This window comes from Mycolicibacterium iranicum (genome assembly GCF_002101705.1).
Lineage (GTDB): Bacteria > Actinomycetota > Actinomycetes > Mycobacteriales > Mycobacteriaceae > Mycobacterium > Mycobacterium iranicum.
In genome coordinates this window covers 64,014-88,108 of sequence record NZ_LQPC01000052.1, presented here as the reverse complement: position 1 = coordinate 88,108, position 24,095 = coordinate 64,014, and the positions used below count along the sequence as shown (strand labels likewise).

General features: G+C 65.2%; 19 protein-coding genes and 1 pseudogene. 15 read left to right on the top strand and 5 right to left on the bottom strand.

The genetic code is table 11. The features are described 5' to 3' along the window. Nucleotides 1–165 precede the first annotated feature (165 nt). The 9 genes from AWC12_RS26030 (at nucleotide 166) to AWC12_RS25985 (ending at nucleotide 10,372) form a co-directional block, all read left to right on the top strand. Complete coding sequence (locus AWC12_RS26030) at nucleotides 166–798, top strand: dTMP kinase (RefSeq protein WP_085177935.1); 633 nt, start codon at nucleotides 166–168, stop codon at nucleotides 796–798. A gap of 83 nt (nucleotides 799–881) precedes the next feature. Next, nucleotides 882–1,541 (top strand): hypothetical protein, encoded by a 660-nt coding sequence (locus AWC12_RS26025; RefSeq protein ID WP_085177934.1) that lies wholly within the window; start codon nucleotides 882–884, stop codon nucleotides 1,539–1,541. Nucleotides 1,542–1,628: 87 nt separating this feature from the next. Next, nucleotides 1,629–2,315 carry a two-component system response regulator MtrA gene (mtrA, locus tag AWC12_RS26020; protein WP_024448556.1) on the top strand — a complete coding sequence of 229 codons (687 nt, stop codon included), beginning with the start codon at nucleotides 1,629–1,631 and terminating at the stop codon, nucleotides 2,313–2,315. A gap of 3 nt (nucleotides 2,316–2,318) precedes the next feature. Then, the gene (gene mtrB, locus AWC12_RS26015; RefSeq protein ID WP_085177933.1) at nucleotides 2,319–3,965 is read left to right on the top strand and encodes an MtrAB system histidine kinase MtrB; all 1,647 of its coding nucleotides are present in this window, start codon (nucleotides 2,319–2,321) and stop codon (nucleotides 3,963–3,965) included. Then, nucleotides 3,962–5,719, top strand: coding sequence for an MtrAB system accessory lipoprotein LpqB (lpqB, locus tag AWC12_RS26010; RefSeq protein ID WP_085177932.1), 1,758 nt, complete (start codon nucleotides 3,962–3,964; stop codon nucleotides 5,717–5,719). The genes mtrB and lpqB overlap by 4 nt, the downstream gene beginning before the upstream one ends. Before the next feature lie 61 nt (nucleotides 5,720–5,780). Then, entirely contained in the window at nucleotides 5,781–6,212 is a 432-nt protein-coding gene (locus AWC12_RS26005; protein ID WP_085177945.1) for a QcrA and Rieske domain-containing protein, read from the top strand. A gap of 568 nt (nucleotides 6,213–6,780) precedes the next feature. Continuing rightward, nucleotides 6,781–7,413: an ESX-1 system-associated protein gene (locus AWC12_RS26000; protein ID WP_133057382.1), complete on the top strand. Its 633-nt coding sequence runs from the start codon at nucleotides 6,781–6,783 to the stop codon at nucleotides 7,411–7,413. A 1,418-nt stretch (nucleotides 7,414–8,831) separates the two neighbouring features. After that, nucleotides 8,832–9,647, top strand: coding sequence for an EspK C-terminal domain-containing protein (locus tag AWC12_RS25990; protein ID WP_234814164.1), 816 nt, complete (start codon nucleotides 8,832–8,834; stop codon nucleotides 9,645–9,647). Then, on the top strand, nucleotides 9,644–10,372 hold the full coding sequence (locus AWC12_RS25985) for a hypothetical protein (RefSeq protein WP_085177928.1): 729 nt from the start codon (nucleotides 9,644–9,646) through the stop codon (nucleotides 10,370–10,372). Before AWC12_RS25990 ends, AWC12_RS25985 begins: the two co-directional genes overlap by 4 nt. Before the next feature lie 3 nt (nucleotides 10,373–10,375). Here the strand turns inward: AWC12_RS25985 and AWC12_RS25980 are convergent, their stop codons facing one another. Further along, complete coding sequence (locus AWC12_RS25980) at nucleotides 10,376–11,098, bottom strand: PE domain-containing protein (protein ID WP_272937899.1); 723 nt, start codon at nucleotides 11,096–11,098, stop codon at nucleotides 10,376–10,378. A 184-nt stretch (nucleotides 11,099–11,282) separates the two neighbouring features. Here AWC12_RS25980 and AWC12_RS25975 point away from each other — a divergent pair, with 184 nt between their 5' ends. The 3 genes from AWC12_RS25975 to secA all read left to right on the top strand — a co-directional run bounded on the left by AWC12_RS25975 (nucleotide 11,283) and on the right by secA (nucleotide 15,839). Continuing rightward, nucleotides 11,283–11,906 carry a ComF family protein gene (locus AWC12_RS25975; RefSeq protein WP_085177944.1) on the top strand — a complete coding sequence of 208 codons (624 nt, stop codon included), beginning with the start codon at nucleotides 11,283–11,285 and terminating at the stop codon, nucleotides 11,904–11,906. A 289-nt stretch (nucleotides 11,907–12,195) separates the two neighbouring features. After that, nucleotides 12,196–12,879, top strand: a complete 684-nt coding sequence (hpf, locus tag AWC12_RS25970) for a ribosome hibernation-promoting factor, HPF/YfiA family (protein WP_024448563.1) — start codon at nucleotides 12,196–12,198, stop codon at nucleotides 12,877–12,879. A 167-nt stretch (nucleotides 12,880–13,046) separates the two neighbouring features. Then, the gene (gene secA, locus AWC12_RS25965) at nucleotides 13,047–15,839 is read left to right on the top strand and encodes a preprotein translocase subunit SecA (RefSeq protein ID WP_085177926.1); all 2,793 of its coding nucleotides are present in this window, start codon (nucleotides 13,047–13,049) and stop codon (nucleotides 15,837–15,839) included. Nucleotide 15,840: 1 nt separating this feature from the next. Here the strand turns inward: secA and AWC12_RS25960 are convergent, their stop codons facing one another. Further along, nucleotides 15,841–16,338, bottom strand: coding sequence for an Rv3235 family protein (locus AWC12_RS25960; protein ID WP_085177925.1), 498 nt, complete (start codon nucleotides 16,336–16,338; stop codon nucleotides 15,841–15,843). 167 nt (nucleotides 16,339–16,505) lie between these two features. Here AWC12_RS25960 and AWC12_RS25955 point away from each other — a divergent pair, with 167 nt between their 5' ends. From AWC12_RS25955 to ppk2, 3 genes are read left to right on the top strand one after another with little or no spacing between them, the layout of a single operon-like run. Then, nucleotides 16,506–17,915 carry a WS/DGAT/MGAT family O-acyltransferase gene (locus AWC12_RS25955; RefSeq protein WP_085177924.1) on the top strand — a complete coding sequence of 470 codons (1,410 nt, stop codon included), beginning with the start codon at nucleotides 16,506–16,508 and terminating at the stop codon, nucleotides 17,913–17,915. Between the two features lie 58 nt (nucleotides 17,916–17,973). Continuing rightward, the gene (locus AWC12_RS25950) at nucleotides 17,974–19,704 is read left to right on the top strand and encodes a BCCT family transporter (RefSeq protein ID WP_085177923.1); all 1,731 of its coding nucleotides are present in this window, start codon (nucleotides 17,974–17,976) and stop codon (nucleotides 19,702–19,704) included. Next, complete coding sequence (gene ppk2, locus AWC12_RS25945; protein WP_024448568.1) at nucleotides 19,705–20,532, top strand: polyphosphate kinase 2; 828 nt, start codon at nucleotides 19,705–19,707, stop codon at nucleotides 20,530–20,532. A 40-nt stretch (nucleotides 20,533–20,572) separates the two neighbouring features. On the opposite strand, the gene AWC12_RS25940 is transcribed toward ppk2, so the two are convergent. From AWC12_RS25940 to AWC12_RS25930, 3 genes and pseudogenes are all read right to left on the bottom strand, one after another. Continuing rightward, the gene (locus AWC12_RS25940; protein WP_085177922.1) at nucleotides 20,573–21,583 is read right to left on the bottom strand and encodes a VOC family protein; all 1,011 of its coding nucleotides are present in this window, start codon (nucleotides 21,581–21,583) and stop codon (nucleotides 20,573–20,575) included. Next, nucleotides 21,583–22,431: an alpha/beta fold hydrolase gene (locus AWC12_RS25935; RefSeq protein ID WP_085177921.1), complete on the bottom strand. Its 849-nt coding sequence runs from the start codon at nucleotides 22,429–22,431 to the stop codon at nucleotides 21,583–21,585. Before AWC12_RS25935 ends, AWC12_RS25940 begins: the two co-directional genes overlap by 1 nt. Beyond that, nucleotides 22,428–23,989, bottom strand: a pseudogene (locus AWC12_RS25930) (bifunctional 3-(3-hydroxy-phenyl)propionate/3-hydroxycinnamic acid hydroxylase). Before AWC12_RS25930 ends, AWC12_RS25935 begins: the two are co-directional and overlap by 4 nt. Nucleotides 23,990–24,095 lie beyond the last annotated feature (106 nt).

The window sequence follows — 24,095 nt, the reverse complement described above, 5'->3', positions numbered from 1 at the left end:
GATGACCCCATGAAGACCGCCGCGCCCACCCCCGCCGCCACCGCAAAATCCGCACCTTTGCTCAACCTCTGGCACCCCCGCATTTGCGGAACTCTATGCGCTGTGTCGTCATGGCAGTCAACGTTTGCCTGAGGCATGCCGAGGCGGCTGGATTAGGCTCGCCGAGTGCTCATCGTCATCGAGGGTGTGGACGGCGCAGGCAAACGCACTCTGACCAACGGCCTTCGTGCCGCATTCGAAGCTGACGGTGGCTCCGTCGCGACCCTGGCCTTTCCGCGCTACGGCGTATCGGTGCACGCCGACGTCGCCGCCGAAGCCCTGCACGGCAAGCACGGCGACCTTGCTGACTCGGTCTACGGGATGGCGGTGATGTTCGCGATGGACCGCGCGGGCGCGCGCGAGGAGATCGAACAGCTGGCGGCGACGCATTCGGCCGTCATCCTGGATCGCTACGTCGCCTCCAATGCCGCCTACAGCGCGGCCCGCTTGCACCAGGGCGCCGACGGTGACGTCGTCGCCTGGGTGCGCGACCTCGAATACGGGCGCTTGCGCCTGCCCGTGCCGGATTGGCAGGTGCTTCTGGACGTTCCGACCGAACTCGCGGCCCAGCGGGCGGTCAGCCGGGCCGCCGAGGAGGCGGACCGCGCCCGCGACGCCTACGAACGCGACGACGGACTGCAGCGTCGCACCGGCGCCGTCTACGCCGAGTTGGCCGCCGCGCAGTGGGGCGGGCGGTGGGCGGTGGTCCCGCCCGAAGTCGACGCGGCCGAGCTCGCCCGTCAGCTGAAAAATCCGTAGCCGAGCGAATTGACGAAACGGCAGTTAAGCTCCGGCCGTAGGGGGACGTCGCAGCGGCGACGGGTTACGACAAGGGGGATTCGTTGCTCGTTTCAATGCACACACAGGCCGGATCGCCGCAGATGCTGGACGACCTGCTGTCGACCATCAGGTCCGCCAGCGAGCGCTTCGACCAGGGCAGGCATACCGAAGCCAGGTCCTTGGCGGGTCATTTGGGTGCGTTGCTGCACGGCCCCGACGCGCTGATCGAACGGCTGGCTCTGCGTGATGCGCTGACGTGGGTCGACACCGCCGGGGTGCCCAACCCCAAGACCACGTGCTCGACGGCCGGCCTGACGTTGATGCGGATCCGCAGCCGCCACCACGGTGCGGGGGAGTTCGTGCCCAAGCTCGCCATGTATCCGCCGGCGCCCATTCGCACCAGGAGCGGCGAGCAGATCTTCAGCGGCTCGCGCATCCCGTTCGAAGACTGGTGGACCAACCCGGTGGTCAAGGACGCGGATGGGGCCCAATACTCGCGCAAGCAACTCGTGCTCGCGCTCGGCGACGCTCGCGACGCCCAATCCGCGGCTGCCCGCGACGCGTTGCAGAGCAACCCGTGTCTCGGCTGGGTCGTGGGCGCGAGCGCCGACGTCGACAGGCCGCTGTGCGGGAGCCCTGTCATCGCCAGCGTCCGCCAGATCGGCTACGAGGTGATGCAGTCGATCGCCGAGCAGCGCGACGTCATCGAGGGCCTCGGCTAGATCTACCGGGCTAATTCGCAACTAATACCGGTAAAGACGCAAAACGCCCAGTGTGGTAGCGGGGGTTTATCGCCATCTGGTGACACCATGGACACCATGAGGCAAAGGATCCTGGTAGTCGACGACGACCCTTCGCTCGCCGAGATGCTCACCATCGTGCTGCGGGGGGAGGGTTTCGACACCGCGGTCATCGGCGACGGCACCCAGGCGCTGACCGCCGTGCGCGAACTACGACCCGATCTGGTCCTGTTGGATCTCATGCTGCCCGGCATGAACGGCATCGACGTGTGCCGCGTGCTGCGCGCCGACTCGGGTGTGCCGATCGTCATGCTGACCGCCAAGACCGACACCGTGGACGTGGTGTTGGGTCTGGAGTCCGGCGCCGACGACTACGTCATGAAGCCGTTCAAGCCTAAGGAGCTCGTCGCCCGTGTGCGCGCCCGGCTGCGCCGCAACGAGGACGAACCTGCCGAACTGCTCTCGATCGCTGACGTCGACATCGACGTCCCAGCTCACAAGGTCACCCGGCAGGGCGAGCAGATCTCGCTGACCCCGCTGGAGTTCGACCTGCTGGTGGCGCTGGCACGCAAACCGCGCCAGGTGTTTACTCGTGATGTGCTGCTCGAACAGGTGTGGGGTTATCGCCACCCCGCCGACACCCGTTTGGTGAACGTGCATGTCCAGCGTCTGCGGGCCAAGGTCGAGAAGGACCCGGAGAACCCGCAGGTGGTGCTGACCGTTCGAGGAGTGGGATACAAGGCCGGACCTCCGTAGGCCATGATCTTTGGTTCGAGGCGGCGCATCCACCGTCGGTCAGCACCGCTGATCCGCGGCTTGGGTGCGCTTGGCCGTGCACTGAGCCTTGCGTGGCGACGGTCGCTGCAGCTGCGCGTCGTCAGCCTCACCCTCGGTCTGTCGCTGGCCGTCATCATGGTTCTGGGTTTCGTGCTGACCAGCCAGATCACCGACCGCATCCTCGAAGTCAAGGTCGGCGCCGCGACCGAAGAGATCGAGCGCGCCCGCACCACAGTCAGCGGCGTCGTCGGCGGCGAGGAAACCCGCTCGCTCGACAGCAGCCTGCAGTTGGCGCGCAACACCCTGATCGATCGCAAGGCCGACACCGGGCCGGTGCTGGCCGGCACGTTCGACGCAGTGCTCGTCGTCCCCGGCGACGGTCCTCGCGCGGCCACGGCGGCCGGGCCGATCGACCAGGTCCCGAACACGTTGCGCGAGTTCGTCAAAGCCGGACAGGTCAGCTACCAATACGCCACCGTGCACACCGACGGGTTCTCCGGGCCCGCCCTCATCATCGGCAGCCCGACCTCGTCCCCGGTCACGAATCTTGAGCTGTACCTGATCTTCCCACTCAACAACGAAGACTCGACGATCGCGCTGGTGCGCGGGACGATGGCCACCGGCGGCGTGGTGCTGCTCGGACTGCTCGCCGCCATCGCCCTGCTCGTCGCGCGCCAGATCGTGCTGCCGGTGCGCTCGGCGTCGCGGATCGCCGAGCGTTTCGCCGAAGGCCACCTGTCCGAGCGCATGCCGGTGCGCGGTGAGGACGACATGGCCCGGCTGGCCGTGTCGTTCAACGACATGGCCGAAAGCCTGCAGCGCCAGATCACCCAGCTCGAAGAGTTCGGAAACCTGCAGCGGCGCTTCACCTCCGACGTCAGCCACGAACTGCGGACGCCGCTGACGACGGTGCGCATGGCGGCGGACCTGATCCACGACCATGCCGAGGACCTCGACCCCGCGCTGCGGCGTTCGACCGAGCTGATGGTCAATGAACTCGACCGGTTCGAGTCCCTGCTCAACGACCTGCTCGAGATCTCGCGCCACGACGCCGGCGTCGCCGAACTGGCCGTCGAGGCAGTCGATTTGCGGTCCATCGTGCAGAGCGCCCTGGACAACGTCGGCCACCTCGCCGATGCGGCGAATGTCGAGATGATCGTCGACGTGCCCGCCGAGGACGTCATCGCCGAGGTGGACCCGCGCCGCGTCGAGCGGATCCTGCGCAACCTCATCGCCAACGCCATCGACCACGCCGAGCACAAGCCGGTGCGGATCCGGATGGCCGCCGACGTCGACACCGTCGCGGTCACCGTGCGCGATTACGGCGTCGGTCTGCGTCCGGGCGAGGAGAAGCTGGTGTTCAGCCGGTTCTGGCGCGCCGACCCGTCGCGCGTGCGACGTTCGGGAGGAACCGGCCTGGGTCTGGCCATCAGCATCGAGGACGCCCGGCTGCACCAGGGAAGGCTGGAAGCCTGGGGCGAACCCGGCAAGGGCGCCTGCTTCCGGCTGACGCTTCCGCTGGTGCGCGGGCACAAGGTGACGAGCAGCCCGCTGCCGGTGAAACCGATCGAACGTTCGGGCGCGCCGGCCGGCCGCCGGGTTCGCGAGCCGGCAGGGGAAAGCGTGTGACACGCCCGCTCGCGGCGCTGCTCAGCGCGCTCGCGCTCGTCCTGGCCGGCTGCGCCGGCGTCCCCAGTTCCTCCTCGCCGCAGGCGATCGGCACCGTCGACCGACCCGCGCCACCGAGCCTGCCCAAGCCGACACCCGGCATGGACCCCGACGTGCTCTTGCGGGAATTCCTCAAGGCCACCGCCGATCCCGCGAACCGACATCTCGCCGCCCGCCAGTTCTTGACCGAATCGGCGTCGAGTTCCTGGGACGACGCCGGTAGCGCACTGCTGATCGACAACGTGGTGTTCGTCGAAACCCGTTCACCCGACAGGGTTTCGGTGACGATGCGTGCCGACATCCTCGGGTCGCTGTCGGACATGGGCGTGTTCGAGACCGGCGCCGGCGCCCTGCCCGACCCCGGCCCCATCGAGCTGGTGAAGACCACGGGCGGCTGGCGAATCGACCGATTGCCCAACGGTGTCTTCCTGGACTGGCAGCAGTTCCAGGCCACCTACAAACGGCACACGCTGTACTTCGCCGACCCGACCGGCAAGACGGTCGTGCCCGATCCGCGCTATGTCGCGGTGTCCGAACCCGACCAGCTGGCCACCGAGTTGGTCAGCAAGCTGATCGCCGGACCGCGCCCGGAGATGGACAAGACGGTGCGTAATCTGCTGGGTCCGCCGCTGCGGCTGCGTGGCCCGGTGACACGCGCCGACGGCGGCAAGACCGGCATCGGCCGCGGGTACGGCGGCGCCCGGATCGACCTGGAGAATCTGTCGACCACCGATCCGCACAGCAGACAATTGCTTGCCGCGCAGCTCATCTGGACGCTGTCGAGGTCGGGGATCAACGGTCCGTACGTGATCAACGCCGACGGCGCGGCGCTCGACGACCGTTTCGCCGAGGGCTGGGACACCGGCGACGTCGCCGCGACCGACCCGGGCGCCCTCGACGGCGCGGCGGCCGGACTGCATGCGTTGGTCGGCGGATCGCTGGTGCGGCTCGACGGACAGCGCGCGCCGCGCGTGTCGGGGCCGTTCGGGCAGATGCCGAGCCAGACCGCGGCGTCGCTGTCGCGATCGGGCCAAGAGGTCGCCTCGATCGTCACGCTGCGACCCGGCGCCCCCGACATGGCGTCGTCGCTATGGGTGGGACCGTTGGGCGGCAACGCTTCTCAGGCGTTGGACGGACGCATGCTGAGCCGGCCGAGCTGGTCACTCGACGACGCCATCTGGGTCGTCGTCGACGGCAACAACGTCGTGCGGGTCATCCAGGACGCGTCCGGGCAACCCGCCCGGATCCCCGTCGATGCCAGCGCCGTGATGACCCGATTCCCCGGCGCCATCGCCGAGTTGCAGCTGTCGCGTGACGGCACGCGCGCGGCCATGGTCATCGACGGCAAGGTCATCCTCGCCGGCATAGAGCAGACGCCCAACGGCGGCTTTGCGCTGACGTATCCGCGTCGACTCGGTTTCGGCCTCGGTGAGACGGCGGTTTCGCTGTCGTGGCGGACTGGTGACGACATCGTCGTGACGCGCACCGATCCGCAGCATCCGGTGTCCTACGTCAACCTCGACGGGGTCAACTCCGACGGGCCCAGTCGCAACCTGCTCATGCCTGTGAAGACGGTCGCCGCCAACCCGTCGGCGGTGTACGTCGCCGACGGGCGAGGTGTGCTGCAGCTGTCCGGCTCGGCAGCCGAAGACCCGGGATGGGTCGAAGTGCGCCCGCTGATGGCTGCCGGCGCGCTGCCGGTCCTGCCCGGCTGACACGGAACATGCTGCCGGAACAGCCCTCCGGCAGTGGGCTCGACGGAGAGGTGTGATCGGCATGTCTATCGAGGTTCCGCGGAAAACAGTGCTCGCAGGCGCGGGGATCGGCTTGGCGGCGGCAGCGGTCGCTGCGTGCTCGGGTGGTTCCGATTCGTCGGCTTCCGAATCGCCGGCGGATGAGTCATCGGCGCCGGAATCCTCGAAGCCGACGGGTGAGGCGCTCGCCACCACGGCGGAGGTCCCCGTCGGCTCGGGCGTCATCGTCGGCGAGGTGGTTCTGACGCAACCGGTCGCCGGGGATTACAAGGGTTTCTCGGCGGTGTGCACCCACACCGGATGCTTGATCAACGAGGTCGCCGACGGGACGATCAACTGCCCGTGCCACGGCAGCAAGTTCAGCCTCGACGGCGCGGTCGCCAATGGACCCGCGAGCAAGCCGTTGGAGCCCGTGGCGATTCGCGTGCAGGGGGATTCGATCGTCGCGGAGTAGGTGCGGGATCGCGACAGCGCACACACGGTAATTGCAGGCACGTTTTCACTACTATGGCGGCGCTTTCGCGAGGCACTACCCGCTGGCGGTTGGCAGGATTTGGTGTGATGGTGCCCCATTGACCGCCGGTAGCATTGGGGGCCATGGGACGCGTGGGGATGATCAGCGGGATGAGCCGATGACACAGCCGCCGGTACCGCCCGCTGCCGGACCGCCCTGGCCCAATAACTCAGCACCGTTGCCGCCAACTCGTCCGCCACGTCCGAAACGAACGCCGTGGATCATTCTCGGCGGGGCACTGGTCGTTGTCATCGCGCTGGTAGTTGGAATCGTTCTCTGGAAGAGCGGCTCAAGCGGAAACGCGGGGGACTCGTCAAACATCGCGGGTGGCGGAGGCGACCGGACGGTCGGCCTTCTTCGGGAGGAAGACCCGGTATGTGCGGACTGGCTAGTCGCTTCAAACGACCTGACTGCAGGTCTGGAGCAGTGGAATGAGGTGGACCGGACCACCCCTGGAGACCGGTGGAACTCCGAGCAGCGCCGAATCTTTCAAGGGGCTGGCGACTCTATGAGCAAGGCGGTAAATGCGTTCGAGCAAATCCGCCCCAACGCGCGTAGTCTCCTGCTGCAGGAACTTATCTCTCAGGCCGTCATCTATTTTCGAGCTTACGTCGACAGTTTGCCGACTTACACTGCGGAGGATAGATATTCCGCCAATGCTGCGGTCAATTTTGCCAATGCGGTTACATACCTATGCAGTGCAGTTTCTCTGGTTCAGAAGATCGAGTTCCAGGGGGCGGTCCGCGTGTCTTCAATAGCTCCGCCGGCTATCCAGGTCAACGCGATTCCCGAATCGCCGGAGCCGTGCGCAGATTTCATGGCTCTGTTAGACCTGCAGAACACTGTACTCAGAGGATGGTCTGAGACGGATTCCGCCAGACCCGCGACACAATGGACGCCACAAGAGAAGGCCTTAAACAACGCCGCACGCGCAGTACTGTTGAAAGATTCGGAGCAATTCCGAAGGCTTGCGGACAAGTATTCAGGAAGCGTGTTTGCGGATCTAGTTTTCACACAGGCCGCGTATATGAGGGCTTACGCCGATGCCATACCGACTTACGTGCCCGACGACAACTGGTTGTGGAAGGTATCTACTGGTTTAGGTGGAGGCCTGGGCGCAGCGTGCAAGGCGAGTCGATGAGTTGGTGGAGTACCGATCCGCACACCGGCGAATACGGCTCTCGTACTTTATTGCCTCCAGCCTGGCCGCAAGTCGATGAAGAACTCCTGTCGACGGCTGCCGCGGAGTTCGAAGCGTTTGCACGGAACCTGAGGGTGTCTGTAATCCCGGGATTGCGGTCACAGATGATGTCCCTCTCGGATGGTTGGGACGGCGCTAGTGCAGAGGCTGCGCGTTCAGAAGCCAGCGCGATCATCGACGCTCATGAAGCAAACGCTATGGCTGCAGAAACAATAGCAAATAAATTACGCAACATGGAATCGTCTGTAGTCAAGACAAAGATCTTGGCAAATGCAAACGCAGAATCTACTCAGCAAGCTTGCGAAACGATTCGGAATCTGAATAGCGATCCTAGCGTTGCGCAACCTCTCATTGAAGCAGAAATTGCGGCAGGCTATGGCGATAACATCGAGTTGGTTTCGACGAATACCGTCGAACTGGCGGGAAATATCAGCGTCCCGGACGGTACGCCGGGTGCTGACGGGAAGATGCCGAGTGGTGGCGGCCTCCCCCCATCGAGCCCTTCTCCAAAAGGGACTAGTGATGTGGAAACTCCAAAATCGGAGCTTCAGCCGGTTTCGTATTTCGGATCCCGGCTTGGTCAGGGACCGCAGCGCGGAAATGGAACTGGAGGCGGCGCGTCTAACCCAACAGTGTCAACACCGAATCCGATCAGGCCTGACCCGGCCCCTTCCCCGACGCAACCCGCCCCCGCCGCAGCATCTGGCGGTAATCAAGGCGCTGGAGCCGGATCGTCCCTTGGCGGTGGTGGTTCGTCGTCTGGTGGCGGTGGAGGGTCGTCAGCCTCGGGGCTGGGCTCCTCTTCAGGGTCCGGAGGGTCGGGCTCGGGATCCGGGGCTGGTTCTGGCTCAGGCAACGGATCGGGCTCCGGAAGTGGCTCCGGATCGGGATCGGGCGCAGGCGCTGCGGGCCAGCCCGCTGCGACCACCACGGCTGGCGCCGGTGGCGGAGATAAAGCCGCCGCCGCAGCAGGTCGCGCACCCGCGGGCGGCTTGACTTCGCAACCCATGGTGTCTCAGCCGCCACCCGCGCCTCTGAGTGCACCGGCGCCTGCGGCTCAGCCATCGCCGCCTCCTGCAGCCGCGCAACCCTCCGTGCCTCCTGCGGCATCGACGTCTGCTGGACCAGCTTTTTCCGGCGGGTCAGGCGGCGGTGTCGGAGGTGCTGCTGCTGGCGGCGCGCCCGCAGGCACAGCGCCCGCGAGTCCGCCAGTACCGCTAGGTCCCCCAACAAGTCCAGCTCCGCCAGCTCCGCTGAATCCTGGTGCAAACGCGGCCCCGGCGTCCGCCGCCGGCCCCGGTGTGGCGCCGATGTCCACTGCCTCTGCCTCAGGTGCGCCGGCAGCTGCGCCTGTTCCCGTGTCCGCCGCACGCGCTGAACGTGAGGCGATCGCCACCGCCGCAACCGCAGGCGCGCTTCGCCGTCGGAACCAGGGCACTGATCCAGCGCAATTGGCACGTCGAATAGCGGCCGCGCTCAACGCCGGCGTTCATGACTTCGGCTTCTACTGGGTGACGGCTGTAACGGGTGACGATTCGATCATTGTCGCGAACAGCTATGGCATCGCCTACATCCCAGAGGGCGTTCTCCTGCCTGAGAATGTTCGAATGGCGTCAGCTGACGAGTCGATTTCTGCGGCTGAACGAGGGCGTTGGGCCACCTACCCAATACTTGCGGTGCAGGGCTGGGCTCAACATCACGATCTACAACTGCGATGTGTCATTGCGACCGAGGATCAGTTCCAAGGGTTTGACCCCGGCGCGCCCAAGGTGATTCTCCAGCCGGATGACATCCCCGACGACGGCAGCATGCAGGGTCGGACGCGGTTGGAAGTGATCGCGCCAGGCGCTGCTGCGAAGCTCGCACGAACCAGCGACAACAGCCTGATGGAACTTTTGCCGCCGCCGCAAGTCGGCGGCGCGCCTGAGGACAACGAGTTGGCGATCGCATGGTTCGAAGTGTCCAAACCGCTCATGAGTAGATCGCCGAATCGTATTGGGGCCCACTTGAAGGCGATGGCGTCCTACGCCGCCAAAGCTATGGATGCAGCGCTGCTGACGGCCCAGTCGGAAGCGGATCTGAGTTCTCAGCGGGCTGCAATTGCCGACTGGGTGTACTGGCAACACCAAGGCAGCTTGGTAACAGAGGCGCTAGAAGGCGCGGCGGCTCGATGACGGCCGCTGCCGAGGACGACAACCTCGTCTATTCGCCCACACCGTTGCTACCCGAGATCTTCCTTGACCTCGACTTGATGCTCCTGACCGCTGTGGATGACGATGCGTATCGGTCGGCGATAGCCGCAGGGACGCGTGAGGTGATTAGCCGATTCGAGCATCTTGCCGACCCGCGCGTGTTCTGTGCCTCAGCCAAATCCGTCGTCGCTGAAGTTGCGGCGGCGATTAACCGGCTAACCGACATGGGAGACAACCGTGTCGCGCAGTGGTTGACGACCGAGGTCCTAGATCTTCTCGTTGCTCAAGAACAGTTGCATGAGCGCTGCATAGACACATTGCGTGCGGCCGGCGACATCGATATCTGCCTCATTTCTGAAGTCGTATCGTCGATCGAAGCTACAGCTGCGAACGTGCGTGACCGCCGCTTTGCGCCGCTCCCCGAGTGCTGCGGCAACGGCTGGGATTACAACGTCAAGCTCGCAGTCCTTGCTGCAATGTCGGCAGAGATGCGCCGCAATCCGCTTCGTAAGCAGCTTGACGGTGCCGGAGGGGCGGCAGGCTCTGCAGAATTCAATCCATACGTTCGCGCGATGTTCGAACTCGAACTCGTAACGCACAGACGCTTATATCGAATTCTCTATTCGTTGGCAGAGCACGTAGGAGTGGACCTTCGAGGGGATGAACTGTTCCAGGCGCCAGAAGTCGTTGAAAATCAAAAACTTTGACGGCTAGAGATCAACAGGATCGGTCCTCCCGGGCGGCGACGGTTTGTTAGCCAGGATGTCCGGCGCGCGCTCCGAAGCATCGGTGCCTGCGGCAGCGCTATCAGACTCTTTGTCGTCCGTTTGAGACTCGCCTTCGTTTTCGACTGGCGTCTGCTCGCCCAAATCTCGATCCGGTGTGGGATGCTCAGGCACTTGGCCGTTTGAACCACCGGAAGCCTCGCCGTTCTCTGGCTTGCCGAATTGACCTGTCATCTGACTGATCTGCTGCACCGCTCCCTGGCCAGCTTGCATGACAGCTTGGGGCGCTTGGGCGACCATTCCCAGAACCTGGGCTGGCGCCTGCGCGGCTTGGCCGGCCACCTGCATTGCAGTGCCCATTATTTGACCAAATTGCCCGCCGCCAGCGCCGGATCCAGTGCCGGCTGCGGCCGCTGTCGGGGCGATCTGCGTATCGGCGACCGTGCTTATCTGCTGCTGGTTTGCTTGATCGGTGGTCTCGTAAGCGGCGCGAGTCGTGGCAAGGTTCGCCGCGAACCGCTCCTCGCGCGCGTGCGTCGCCGCAACTGCAGCGTTCAACGGAGCCGGCAGTTCCGGCATGATGGCCGAGATCATCAGGCTCATGGGGTCGCCGCCGGGAGGGATGGCGGGCACGGGCGGGACAGCGACAACCGCCGGATCCCAACTCAGAGCTGTTGTATCAACGCGCAATGGAGGTGGGTTTCCCATTTAGATTCCCTTCCGGCCGCAACTTGAAATCGAGGCTACCGCAGGTCTGCTAGGCGGGAGCGCACCGATTTCCACGCCCGCTCAGTGAGAAACCATGGTTGTGAATCGCCCATTATGCACAGCCAGGAATGCTATTCCGCGGGGGCAGGCGGGAGTTGTCGGACGCTGGCCCGAGACTGTGCCCGTGCTCGATCTGGTCCTTCCGCTGCAGTGCGGCGGCTGCGATGCCGCCGCGACCGCCTGGTGTGCCGAATGCGCGAAAGACCTCGCCGTCCGTGACGACGAACCTCACCTCATCACGCCACGCCTTGATCCCGGCGTGCCGGTGCTGTCCCTCGGGCGCTACGCGGGCGCGCGTCGCCGGGCCATCGTCGCGCTCAAGGAGCACGGCCGCACCGACCTCCAGGGCCCGCTCGCCGCGGCGCTGCATGACGCGATGGACCACCTGCTGGCCTGGGGTGTTCTTCAGCTGCCACTGACGCTCGTTCCCGCGCCCACCCGCCGCTCGGCAGCCCGGCGCCGCGGCGGGGACCCCGTCACCCGAATCGCGAAAGCCGCCGCCGGTCAGGGCGTCGCCGTCGCGCCGGCCCTGCGCTACAGGGCCTTCACCCGCGACTCCGTCGGGTTGTCGAGCGCTGCGCGACAACGCAACGTCGCCGGTCGCGTCCGGCTTGTCACAGCGGTCAGCGGCGCCGTTGTCGTGGTCGACGACGTCGTGACGACCGGCGCCACCGCCACCGAGTCCGTCCGTGTCCTGCAAACCGCGGGCGCCGACGTCGTCGCGGTCTTGACGCTGGCGAACGCCTGAGAGTCGAGTCGGTATTACCCCGACATCAATCGCGCATGAAGAACTGAAAACAGGTCGGCTGATTTAGTGGCACGGTAGGTGAACAGCGACTACCGTCGGCACCAATCATCCGTGAACACTTCACGGCGGCGCTCAGAACGACAGCGCCGGTATCGCGTCAGCGGTAGGAGGTGATCAGTCGACACCTTGCTCCGGCGAGTGGCGCGATCATCTATGCCCCGTCGGCGCGATTTCTTCCCGGCCGGCACGCGACTGCGTGCGAATGCGAAAGAGAATCGAGTTGCCAAGTATGTCAAGTCATTCCGTTAGGTCCGACAGCACGATGGTCATGGATTCCGAAAGCACGAGCGACGTTTCAGACCAGCCCAACGCCGAGGTCGTGGTCAAAGGCCGCAACGTCGAAGTCCCCGACCATTTCCGGGTGTACGTTGCCGAGAAACTGTCCCGGCTGGAACGTTTCGACCGCTCGATCTACCTCTTCGACGTCGAACTCGACCACGAGAAGAACCGCCGCCAGCGCAAGAACTGTCAGCATGTCGAGATCACCGCCAGGGGGCGCGGGCCCGTCGTGCGCGGAGAGGCGTGCGCCGACAGCTTCTACGGCGCATTCGAAGGTGCGGTGAGCAAACTCGAAGCCAGGCTGCGTAAGAGCAAGGACCGCCGGAAGATCCACTACGGCGACAAGACGCCCGTCTCGCTGCACGAAGCGACAGCATTGGATCGGCTGGAAGCGGCTTTCGCGCCGCTCAAGGAAGCTGCGGCCCCTCCCGAGGCCGCCGTCGAGGACCATGAGCCCGGCCGCATCGTGCGCGTCAAGGAGCACCCCGCCGAGCCGATGACGGTCGACGACGCCCTCTACGAAATGGAACTCGTCGGTCACGACTTCTTCCTCTTTCATGACAAGGAGTCCGACCGACCCTGCGTGGTCTATCGCAGGCACGCCTACGACTACGGGTTGATCAAGCTCGCCTGAACACTTGATTGGGCAGGAATCCCTCGTGAACACGGTTCCGGGGGATTCTTGCTGTGCGGGCACGGCCCGATGCACAGGCTTCGCTTTCGGCGCGTCGCCTACGATGGTGTCGGTCTGTCGCGATGCCGTATCCGATGGAGTTCAGACGAAGAAAAAGGGTTATCAGCGTGCTTGGGAAGTTGCTCCGTATCGGCGAGGGCCGCATGGTCAAGCGCCTCAAGGGGGTGGCTGACTACGTCAACACCCTGTCCGACGACATGGAGAAGCTCTCCGACGCCGAACTACGCGCGAAAACCGATGAGTTCCGGGGTCGTCTCGAGACCGGCAAAGAAGACCTCGACGATCTGATGCCTGAGGCGTTCGCCGTCGCCCGCGAAGCGGCCTGGCGCGTGCTCAACCAGCGTCACTTCGACGTTCAGGTCATGGGCGGAGCTGCGCTGCACTTCGGCAACGTCGCCGAGATGAAGACCGGTGAGGGCAAGACCCTGACGGCCGTGCTGCCCGCGTACCTCAACGCGCTCGCCGGCAAGGGCATGCACATCGTGACGGTCAACGACTACCTGGCCAAACGCGACGCCGAGCAGATGGGCCGCGTGCACCGCTTCCTCGGCCTCGAGGTCGGCGTCATCCTGTCCCAGCTGACACCTGACCAGCGCCGGGCCGCCTACGCCGCCGACATCACCTACGGCACCAACAATGAGTTCGGCTTCGATTATCTGCGCGACAACATGGCGCTGCGACTCGAAGACTGCGTCCAGCGGGGCCACAACTTCGCCATCGTCGACGAAGTCGACTCGATCCTGATCGACGAGGCCAGGACGCCGCTGATCATCTCCGGTCCCGCCGACGGCGGCTCCAACTGGTACACCGAGTTCGCGCGTCTGGCTCCCCTCATGGAAAAGGACGTCCACTACGAGGTCGACATCAAGAAGCGCGTCATCGGCATCAACGAGGTCGGCGTCGAGTTCGTCGAAGACCAGCTGGGTATCGAGAACCTGTACGAGGCGGCCAACTCGCCGCTGATCAGCTACCTGAACAATTCGATCAAGGCCAAGGAGCTCTTCGAGCGCGACAAGCACTACATCGTCCGCAACGGCGAAGTCCTCATCGTCGACGATTTCACCGGCCGCGTGCTGATCGGCCGTCGCTACAACGAAGGCCTGCATCAGGCCATCGAGGCCAAGGAACACGTCGAGATCAAGGCCGAGAATCAGACGGTCGCCACGATCACGTTGCAGAACTACTTCCGCCTCTACGACAAGCTCGCCGGCATGACCGGTACCGCCGAGACTGAGGCCGCCGAGCTCCACGAGATCTACAAGCTGGGTGTGGTGCCGATCCCGACGAACCGGCCGATGATCCGCACCGACCAGTCCGACCTGATCTACAAGACCGAGGAAGCCAAGTTCATCGCGGTCGTCGACGACGTCTCCGAGCGCTATGAGAAGGGCCAGCCGGTGTTGATCGGCACGACGAGCGTCGAGCGCTCCGAGTTCCTGTCGCGCCAGTTCGAGAAGCGCCGCATCCCGCACAACGTCCTCAACGCCAAGTACCACGAGCAGGAAGCAGGCATCATCGCCGAGGCCGGACGGCTCGGCGCGATCACGGTCGCCACCAACATGGCCGGCCGCGGTACCGACATCGTGCTCGGCGGCAACGTCGACTACCTGCTGGACCGGCGTCTGCGCCAGCGCGGACTCGACCCGATCGAGACGCCCGAGGAATACGAGCAGGGCTGGCACGAAGAGCTCCCGCACGTCAAGGAACAGGTCGCCGCCGAGGCCAAGGACGTCATCGCCGCGGGCGGGCTCTACGTGCTCGGCACCGAACGTCACGAATCCCGCCGCATCGACAACCAGCTGCGCGGCCGCTCCGGCCGTCAGGGCGACCCCGGCGAGTCGCGGTTCTACCTGTCGCTGGCCGACGAGCTGATGCGCCGCTTCAACGGCGCAACGCTGGAGACGCTGCTCACCCGCCTGAACCTGCCCGACGATGTGCCGATCGAGGCCAAGATGGTCTCGCGCGCCATCAAGAGCGCGCAGACGCAGGTTGAGCAGCAGAACTTCGACATCCGCAAGGAAGTCCTGAAGTACGACGAGGTGATGAACCAGCAGCGCAAGGTCATCTACGCCGAGCGTCGCCGCATCCTCGAAGGGGAGAACCTCGCCGAACAAGCGGAGAAGATCCTCGTCGACGTCGTCACCGCGTACGTCAACGGCGCCACCGCGGAGGGCTACTCCGAGGACTGGGATCTGGAGAAGCTGTGGGAGGGCCTCAAGCAGCTCTACCCGGTCAGCATCGATCACCACGATCTGATCGACTCCGACGCCGTCGGCGAACCGGGGGAACTGACCCGCGAAGAACTGCTCGACGCGCTCGTCACCGACGCCAAGCGCGCGTACGCCGCGCGCGAGGCCGAGATCGAGGAGATCGCCGGCGAGGGCGCGATGCGTCAGCTCGAACGCAACGTCCTGCTCAACGTGCTCGACCGCAAATGGCGTGAACATCTCTACGAGATGGACTATCTGCGCGAGGGCATCGGCCTGCGTGGGCTGGCCCAGCAGCGCCCCGAGGTCGAGTACGCCCGCGAGGGCTACGACATGTTCGTCGGCATGCTCGAGGGCATGAAGGAGGAGTCCGTCGGGTTCCTCTTCAACGTCCAGGTCGAGCGTGCCCCCGCCCCGGCCGTCTCGGCGCAGGCGACACCGGCCGGGTTGGCCGAGTTCGCAGCGGCGGCGCAGCAGGCGGGTGGCGTGGCCACCAAGGAGCGCCCGGCTGCACTGCGGGCCAAGGGAATCGACGACCAGCAGCAGCGGCTCACCTACTCCGGTCCGTCCGAGGACGGTGGGGTGGAGGTCAAGCGCACCGGGGCGCCGTCGACGGCCGGGACCACCCGCAAGGAGCGTCGCGAGGCCGCACGCCAGCAGCAGAAAGCCGGCAAGCACTCCAAGCGCGGCTGACTCAGCCGATCTGCAGCGCCACCAGCCGCCAGCCGTCCCGATAGCGTTCGATGCGGCCCGCGATGGCGTGTACGCGACCGCTTCGGGTGAACGAGGCGAACACCTCTGCAGCGCTCACCTCGTCGGGGTTGCCCGTACCTGCCGAGCGGACCCTGACGCGGCGCAACGTGGCGCTGCCCGCGCGAGGCGCCCCGGAGCGGGCAATGACGCAGTCGATGAGCAACGGCGTCATCAGCGGACGCAGCTGAGCGATGGGCCTGCGTCGATCGATCACCTCGATCACCTGGCGCAGTGCGGTTTCGGCGAAGGTGACTGCGGATCGCGGTGGCGGGACCTCGCGTTGGGTCGGCCGTGGGGACGGCAGGGAGCGTGCTGAGGGACGATGCAGCGCTGCGCCGGACGGGGTTGGACACGGTGCCGACGGGAAGGGCTGGGGAACCGGTTCGCAGTCGATGACCGGCGAGGTCACCCAAGCAGATGAGGCAGGGATTGTGGGCATGAGCGTTCTCCAGCGTTTGACGGACAGCTGCTGGAGAGTGGCAGGCCCTCCAATGATCGCACGCATATCAGGGGCTGAAGATCACCCATTCTGCGCAGGCTCAGAACCTGCGGATAACGTGTCAGGGTCTGACGATCGTTGACGGAGCGAGGGAGGCTGCGCCGCGCATGGTGACCAGATTGTCGGCGTCGGACGCATCCTTCTACCGGCTGGAGAACTCGTCGACGCCGATGTACGTCGGCTCGCTGCAGATTCTGCGCAAACCGCGCAACGGGCTGAGCTACGAGACGCTCCTGGCCACCGTCGAGCAGCGCCTCCCGCAGATTCCGCGGTACCGGCAGAAGGTAAGGGAAGTCACGCTGGGCCTCGCCCGACCCGTGTGGGTCGACGACCGTGATTTCGACATCACCTATCACGTCAGGCGCTCGGCGTTGCCGTCCCCGGGCAGCGACATCCAGCTGCACGACCTCATCGCCCGGCTGGGCTCGCGCCCCCTCGACAAGACCCGTCCGCTGTGGGAGATGTACCTCGTCGAGGGGCTCGCGAAAAACCGCGTCGCGATCTACACCAAGTCCCATCAGGCGCTCGTCAACGGCATGACGGCGCTGGAGATCGGCCACGTCATCGCCGACCGCACGCAGAAGCCGCCCGAGTTCGGCGAGGACATCTGGATTCCTGGCCGTGAGCCCAGCGACCGGCAGCTGCTGATGGGCGCGCTCGGTGAATGGATCATGCGGCCGACCGCGCAGGCCTCCGTGCTTCGCCATGCCGTCACAGAGACCGTGACCAGTACCGCTCAGATCGTCGATCTCGGCCGGCGCGTCGCGGATGTGGCCCGCACCGTCGCTCGTGGCACCGCCCCGAGCAGTCCGCTGAACACGACCGTCTCACGCAACCGGCGGTTTTCCGTGGCCTCCGGCAGCCTCGACGAGTTCCGTCTCGTGCGCGCCCGCTACGACTGTGACATCAACGACGTCGTGCTTGCGATGGTGGCCGGCGCGCTGCGCAATTGGCTGCTCTCCCGCGGGGAACCGGTGACCTCGACAACCACGGTGCGGGCGATGGCGCCGATGTCGGTGTATCCGGATGCCGAGATCGACTCGTCGGGTCCGGGCCAGGCCATCAGCGAGGTGGCGCCGTTCCTGGTTGACCTTCCTGTCGGCGAGGCCAACGCCGTCGTCCGGTTGTCGCAGATATCGCACGCCACCGAAACGCATCCGACGGCGACCAGCCTGGTTGACGCCCGCACCATCGTCACGCTGTCAGGTTTTGCGCCACCGACGTTGCACGCGATGGGAATTCGTGTCGCCACCAGTTTCTCGGCGCGGCAGTTCAATCTGCTGATTACCAATGTGCCCGGCGCCCAGAGTCAGATGTACATCGCGGGCACCAAGCTGCTGGAGACTTATGCCGTGCCGCCGCTGCTGCACAACCAGACGCTGGCGATCGGTGTCACGTCCTACAACGGCATGCTCTACTTCGGGATCAACGCCGACCGCGACGCGATGAGCGACGTGGAGATGCTGCCGAGCTTGCTGCGCGAAGCGCTCGATGAACTGGTAGAAGCCGCACAGTGACCGGTTTGTGACGCTATGTGATTTGACGGGTGCCCGCAACAGGCGTCGAATGACTTGAATGGCTGACATTTCCGACCGCGAAATCACCGCGGTCCCCGCGTCCGACGCCGAGGAACCGATGCTGCATCCGGTGTTGGACGTACCCGTGGTCGAGCACGAGATCTCGCGCTCGCGGGGCATCGACTGGGTGGTGTTCGGCGTCACCTCGGTTCTCGCTGCGGCGTTCTTGGTGTGGGGGTTCTTGAGCACCGACACCTTGGCCAGCGCATCGAGCACCGCGCTGACGTGGGTGATGGACAACACCGGCTGGTTGTTTGCACTCACCAGCACCGGTTTCGTCGTCTTCGTCCTGTACCTGGCGCTCGGCCGCTACGGCACCATCCCGCTCGGCCGTGACGACGAAGAGCCGGAGTTCAACGGCGTGTCGTGGGTAGCGATGATGTTCAGCGCAGGCATGGGCATCGGGTTGATGTTCTTCGGTGTCGCAGAACCGTTGGCGCATTTCGCGACGCCGCCACCGGGAACGGGCGCCGAAGGCAACCCCGAGGCCGTCCAGAACGCCATGGCCACGACGCTGTTCCACTGGACCCTTCATCCGTGGGCCATCTACGCCGTCGTCGGCCTGGCCATCGCCTACGGTGTCTACCGCAAGGGCCGCCTGCAGCTGATCAGCGCGGCGTTCGAGCCTCTGCTCGGATCACGAGCCAGTGGCCCGTGGGGCAAGGTGATCGACATGCTGGCGATCTTCGCCACCTTGTTCGGGTCGGCCGCCTCGCTCGGCCTCGGCGCCCTGCAGATCCGCAGCGGTCTGCAGATCGTCGCCGGCATCGGTGAGACCGGCAACGCGATCCTGGTCGTCATCATCGCGGTGCTGACCGTGTGCTTCGTCGTGTCGGCGGTATCGGGCATCGCGCGCGGCATCCAGTGGCTGTCCAACATCAACATGGTGCTGGCCCTGCTGCTGGCCCTGTTCGTGTTCGTGGTCGGCCCAACGGTTTTCATCCTGAACCTGCTGCCGACATCGTTGGGTAGCTACTTCGCCGACTTGAACATGATGTCGGCGCGCACCGGCGCCGAGGGCGCCGACGTCAACGCCTGGCTGCAGTCCTGGACGATCTTCTACTGGGCGTGGTGGGTGTCGTGGACCCCGTTCGTGGGGATGTTCATCGCCCGGATCTCGCGGGGACGCACCATCCGGCAGTTCGTCGGGGGCGTGCTGTTGGTTCCCAGCGTCGTCTCGCTGGTCTGGTTCGCCATCTTCGGCGGCGCGGCGATCAACGTGCAACAAAGCGGCACCGATCTGGCCGGCGAGGGCGGTGTGGAGGAGCAGCTGTTCACCCTGCTCGATCAGTATCCGATCGCGACCATCGCCAGCATCATCGTGATGGTGTTGGTGGCGATCTTCTTCGTCTCCGGGGCTGACGCCGCGTCGATCGTCATGGGGTCGCTGTCGCAGAAGGGCACCATCCATCCCAGCCGCGGCACCGTCGTGTTCTGGGGCGTCGCGACCGGGGCGGTGGCCGCGGTGATGCTGCTTGTCGGTGGTGAGGACGCTCTCACCGGTCTTCAGACCATCACGATCATCGCCGCACTGCCGTTCCTGCTCGTCATGGTCGGTCTCGCAGTGTCTCTGGTCAAAGATCTGCGCCACGACCCGAAGATCGTGCGTCGTGAGTATGCGGCTGAGGCTGTCAACAGCGCGGTGATCTCCGGTGTCACCCAGCACGGCGACGACTTCATCATCTCTGTGGAGAAGGATCCCAACTGCGACGGCGACAAGGCCCGGTAGGTGGCGAAGAAGAAGTCGGGCAGGAACAAGCTGCCCGACGACGTCTATGAAGCCGAATTGTTCCGGCTCCAAACGGAATTGGTGAAGCTTCAGGAGTGGGTGAAGGCTACCGGTTCCCGCGTCGTCATCGTCTTCGAAGGCCGCGACGCGGCGGGTAAGGGCGGCGCGATCAAGCGGATCACCGAGTATCTGAGCCCCCGCATCGCCACGATCGCGGCGCTGCCGGCTCCGTCGGATCGTGAACGCGGGCAATGGTATTTCCAGCGCTACATCGCCCACCTGCCCGCCAAGGGCGAGATCGTGCTGTTCGACCGGTCCTGGTACAACCGCGCAGGGGTGGAGAAGGTGATGGGGTTCTGCACCCCGGCCGAGCATGCGTTGTTCCTGCGCCAGACACCGATTTTCGAGCAGATGCTGATCGAAGACGGCGTGATTCTGCGCAAGTACTGGTTCTCGGTGTCCGATGACGAGCAGCTGCGCCGCTTCAAGTCCAGACTCAACGATCCGGTGCGACGGTGGAAACTGTCGCCGATGGATCTGGAGTCGGTGTACCGGTGGGAGGATTACTCCCGCGCCAAGGATCAGATGATGGTGCACACCGACACCCCGTTGAGCCCCTGGTACGTCGTGGAATCCGAGATCAAGAAGCATGCCCGGCTCAACATGATCGCTCACCTGCTGTCGACGATCGACTACTACGACGTCGACATCCCGAAGGTGAAGTTGCCCAAGCGCCCGGTGCTCAGCGGCGACTACCAGCGGCCGCCGCGTGAACTGTCCACCTACGTCGACGATCACGTGGCGACGTTGATCGGCGACCGCGAATAGGGTGACGACGCGGCCGGGCGGGTCGCGCCGCGGTCAAGGGTCAGTCGTCGGCGATGCCCGGTGCCGCCAGCGCCGAAACCGTGTCCTCGCGGTGAACCAATGACCTTGCAGCGATAGCGAACTGGTGGAGCTTGTCGACCACCGTCTGACCTTCGGGGGTATGGCCCCAGATGCTGATGCCCTGATAGGTGGTCGGTTCCCAGGTCGCCTCGTCGACCACAATGGGGTTCCAGCCGACCTCCCACTCGAATCCCGACGGGGTCATCGCGTAGTAGGACAGTTCCTTGTCGTTGGTGTGTTGGCCCACCGACAGCGCCATGTCGAAGCCCAGCTGCTTGACCCGCTGATAGGAAGAAACCATGTCGTCGAGCGTGGCAACCTGGACGTTGACATGTTGGACCCGTGTGCGAATCGGGTTGACGGGCAACATGTTCACCGAAGCGATGGCCACGGAGTGGTGGCGTTCGTTGACCCGAAGGAATCGGATCTTGAGCTTCAGCCCATTGATGGTTTCATCGATGTAGTCCGACAGCCGCGCGTCGAAGACATGGCCGAAATAGCCGCGCACCAGGTGCGGCTTCTTGGTGGTCAGTGCGAGGTGACCCAATCCACCTGCGCCGGTGACGAACCCGCTACCGGGGATGTCCAGGGGTAATGGGCCGGTCCGGACGGCGGTGTAGACCTCCTGCGTCAGCCCGTTCGGGCCGGGAAACCGCAGGAATCGCTCGACGCCGCGCAGCTTCGCGTCGTCGTCGGAACCCTCTGTGCTGGGCACTCCGTGGTCGGCGACGCGGCGGGTGATCTCATCGAAGGTGGTGTGGTCGTCGAGTTGCCAACCCATCGCCACCACGTCCTCGGCCGGTCCCCGTCGCAGTAGCACCCGACATTCATTGGCATCCAAGCGAAAACGCAGGGTATCGGCGGCCAGCTCGTCGACGTGCATGCCGATCGCATCGCGCCCGAAGCGCTTCCAGTCGTCGAACTTCTCCGTTTCGACGACGACGTATCCGAGGTGGACGTTGCCGAACACCGAAGGCCCGGTGGCTGACATCACTGTCCTTTCAGGAAGGCGGCGGTCACCGCGTTGAAGAAATCGGCCCGCTCCCACTGCACCCAGTGGCCGGTATTGGCGGTGACGAGCACGTCGGCGTTGGGCATCCTCGTGCCGAGCATCGCTGCGCCGCTGGGCTTGTTCACCTTGTCGTCGCGGCCCCACAGCACCAGCGTCGGCGTGGTCAGCTCGCCCAAGCGGCGGTCGCGGGTGAAATCCATCCGCCATAGCGTGCGCAGACCGTCGGGGCGCTGCAGAGGCGGGTTGGCGACGACCTCGGGATCGATCGAGGCGTGATAACGGGTTTCGATCAGCGACTCGGGGACCGCCTCGCCGTCGTGGACGAGGTAGGTGCGGATGAAGGTCCGCAGCTTGTCGATGTTCGGTCCATCGCCGCCGTAGTAGGCGAGCAGGCTTCTCAACCCGGCGGTGGGCAGCCCCCGTGTGGTGCCGACACCGCCCGGTCCCATCAACACGAGTTTGTCAACGCGATGAGGGGTGTCCAAAGCGAGCCGCAGCGCGCACGCACCACCATAGGAGTTACCCACCACATGTGCTGTGCCGAGGGCAAGTTCGTCGAGCATTCCACGAATGTGGTCAGCTAGGTAGCCGAACGGATCGCTACTGTCGACGCCCTTGGTGGAGCGACCGTAGCCCGGCATGTCAGGAACGATGACTCGGAACGTCTCGGCGAGTGCGTCGATGTTGCGCGAATAGTTGGACACACCAGACGCTCCCGGCCCGCCGCCGTGCAGCAGAACCACCGGTGCGCCGCTGCCCTTCTCGGCAAGGAAGATCTCTTTGCCGTTGACTCGTACGGTGCGTTCGGTCATCGTGCTGCTGTTCATCGTGTTGTCCTTTGCATGGTGAATCCGGCTGGGGGAGGCGTTAAGGATTGACCCCCGGGGGCTCTGCCATTGGTGCCGGCGTAGACGAAGCCGTCGGGACGAACCGCCACTGCCGTCGCGCCCTTCTTGTTCAGCCACCGGATCAGTGATCCGTCGAGGTCGACGAGGCCGTCGGGGCCGGGAGCTGTTCCCGGCCGCGTGACCCTCAGGGTCGAGACGCCCGCCGATCGCCACTGCCCGAAATCCGACGGCGGCCCGACGTGCAGGATCGTCCAGCGTCCACCGAGGATGTCGTCGAGGCGAACGGTGTCGCCTTTCTCGTCGAGCACCCAGGGCTGGGGGATGAGCCACCCTTCGGCGCCGTTGCCGCTCTTGGCCACGAAGCCGTCGCGATAGCGGGCATCCGGCAGCCACCGGTGATCGCGCAGCCAGGTGAGAAAGTAGGGCACTCGGCTGGCGGTCCGGAATACGTGGTTGCGGGCCGCGGCGCGCCAGCGGCTGCGCTGAATGATCAGCTTCCCCGTCTTGACCGCGCGGTTGGTGACGTCCTTGACGTGTGGCAACCGCTCGGCCTGGTAGGTATCCAGCACCGAATCTCCCAGCGTGCCACGCAGGACGGCAGCCAGCTTCCAGCACAGGTTGCCCACGTCACGCACACCGGCGCACATGCCCTGGCCGATCCACGGTGGCATCGCGTGCGCGGCGTCGCCGGCGAGGAACACCCGGTCGACCCGCCACCGGTCGGCGAACCGGACGTGGTGGCTGTAGCAGGCGAAGCCGACGATCTTCACATTGGTGTCGCTGATGCCCTGTCCGCGCAACACTTTCCAGATCGCCTCCTCGTTGAGGAGGTCGCGCTCGTCCTCGTCGTCGCGGACGGGAAACTCCCAGCGGTGATGGCCCAGAGGAGTGGGACAGTCGACAGTGGGCCGCTCAGGGTTGCAGTGAAAGCGGAGGCGGTCGTGGCCCGGCCACTCAGCGAGCACCTTGGTGTCGATGACGATCCAACGCTCGGCGTAGGTTTTGCCGCTGAACCCGACTCCCAGTTGCGCGCGAAGCGAACTCGACCCGCCGTCGGCGGCGATGACATAGGACGCGCGGATCCGGCGGAACTCGTCGACCGTGAGATCGGCCAGCATCAGCTCCACATGGTCGGAGTGCTGGGTCAGGCGCAGGCACTCGTGCTCGAGTAGGAGTGACACATTCGGAACCGGTTGACGCCGGCGCGCAGGACCTTCTCCAGCGCGGGCTGATAGATGAATTGTTGTGGCGGGTGCCCGTTTCCCCGGGGTCCGGGAAGCAGTTTCACGAACGGCACGCCCTTGGCGTCGACGAAGTTGGCTCCGCAGCCCGGCAGCATGTCGGCGGTGAGCCGATCGGCCAGTCCGATCTGCTGCCAGATGCGCACCACCTCCTCGTCGGTGGAGATCGCTCGTGCTCGGGCATAGATGTCGGGATTGCGTTCGATCACTGCCACGTTGAGGCCCATCTGCCCGAGGAGGTTGGCGGCCGTGACGCCGACGGGGCCGTAGCCGACGACCGCGACGTCATACGTCATCGGATCGCTCACGATCGACTCCTTGGCGAGTGTTGTTAATGTAGTGATCCATACAGTAAGCTAGCGCCTTGTGATCGTCAACACTGTCGAGGAGCACGCGTGACCG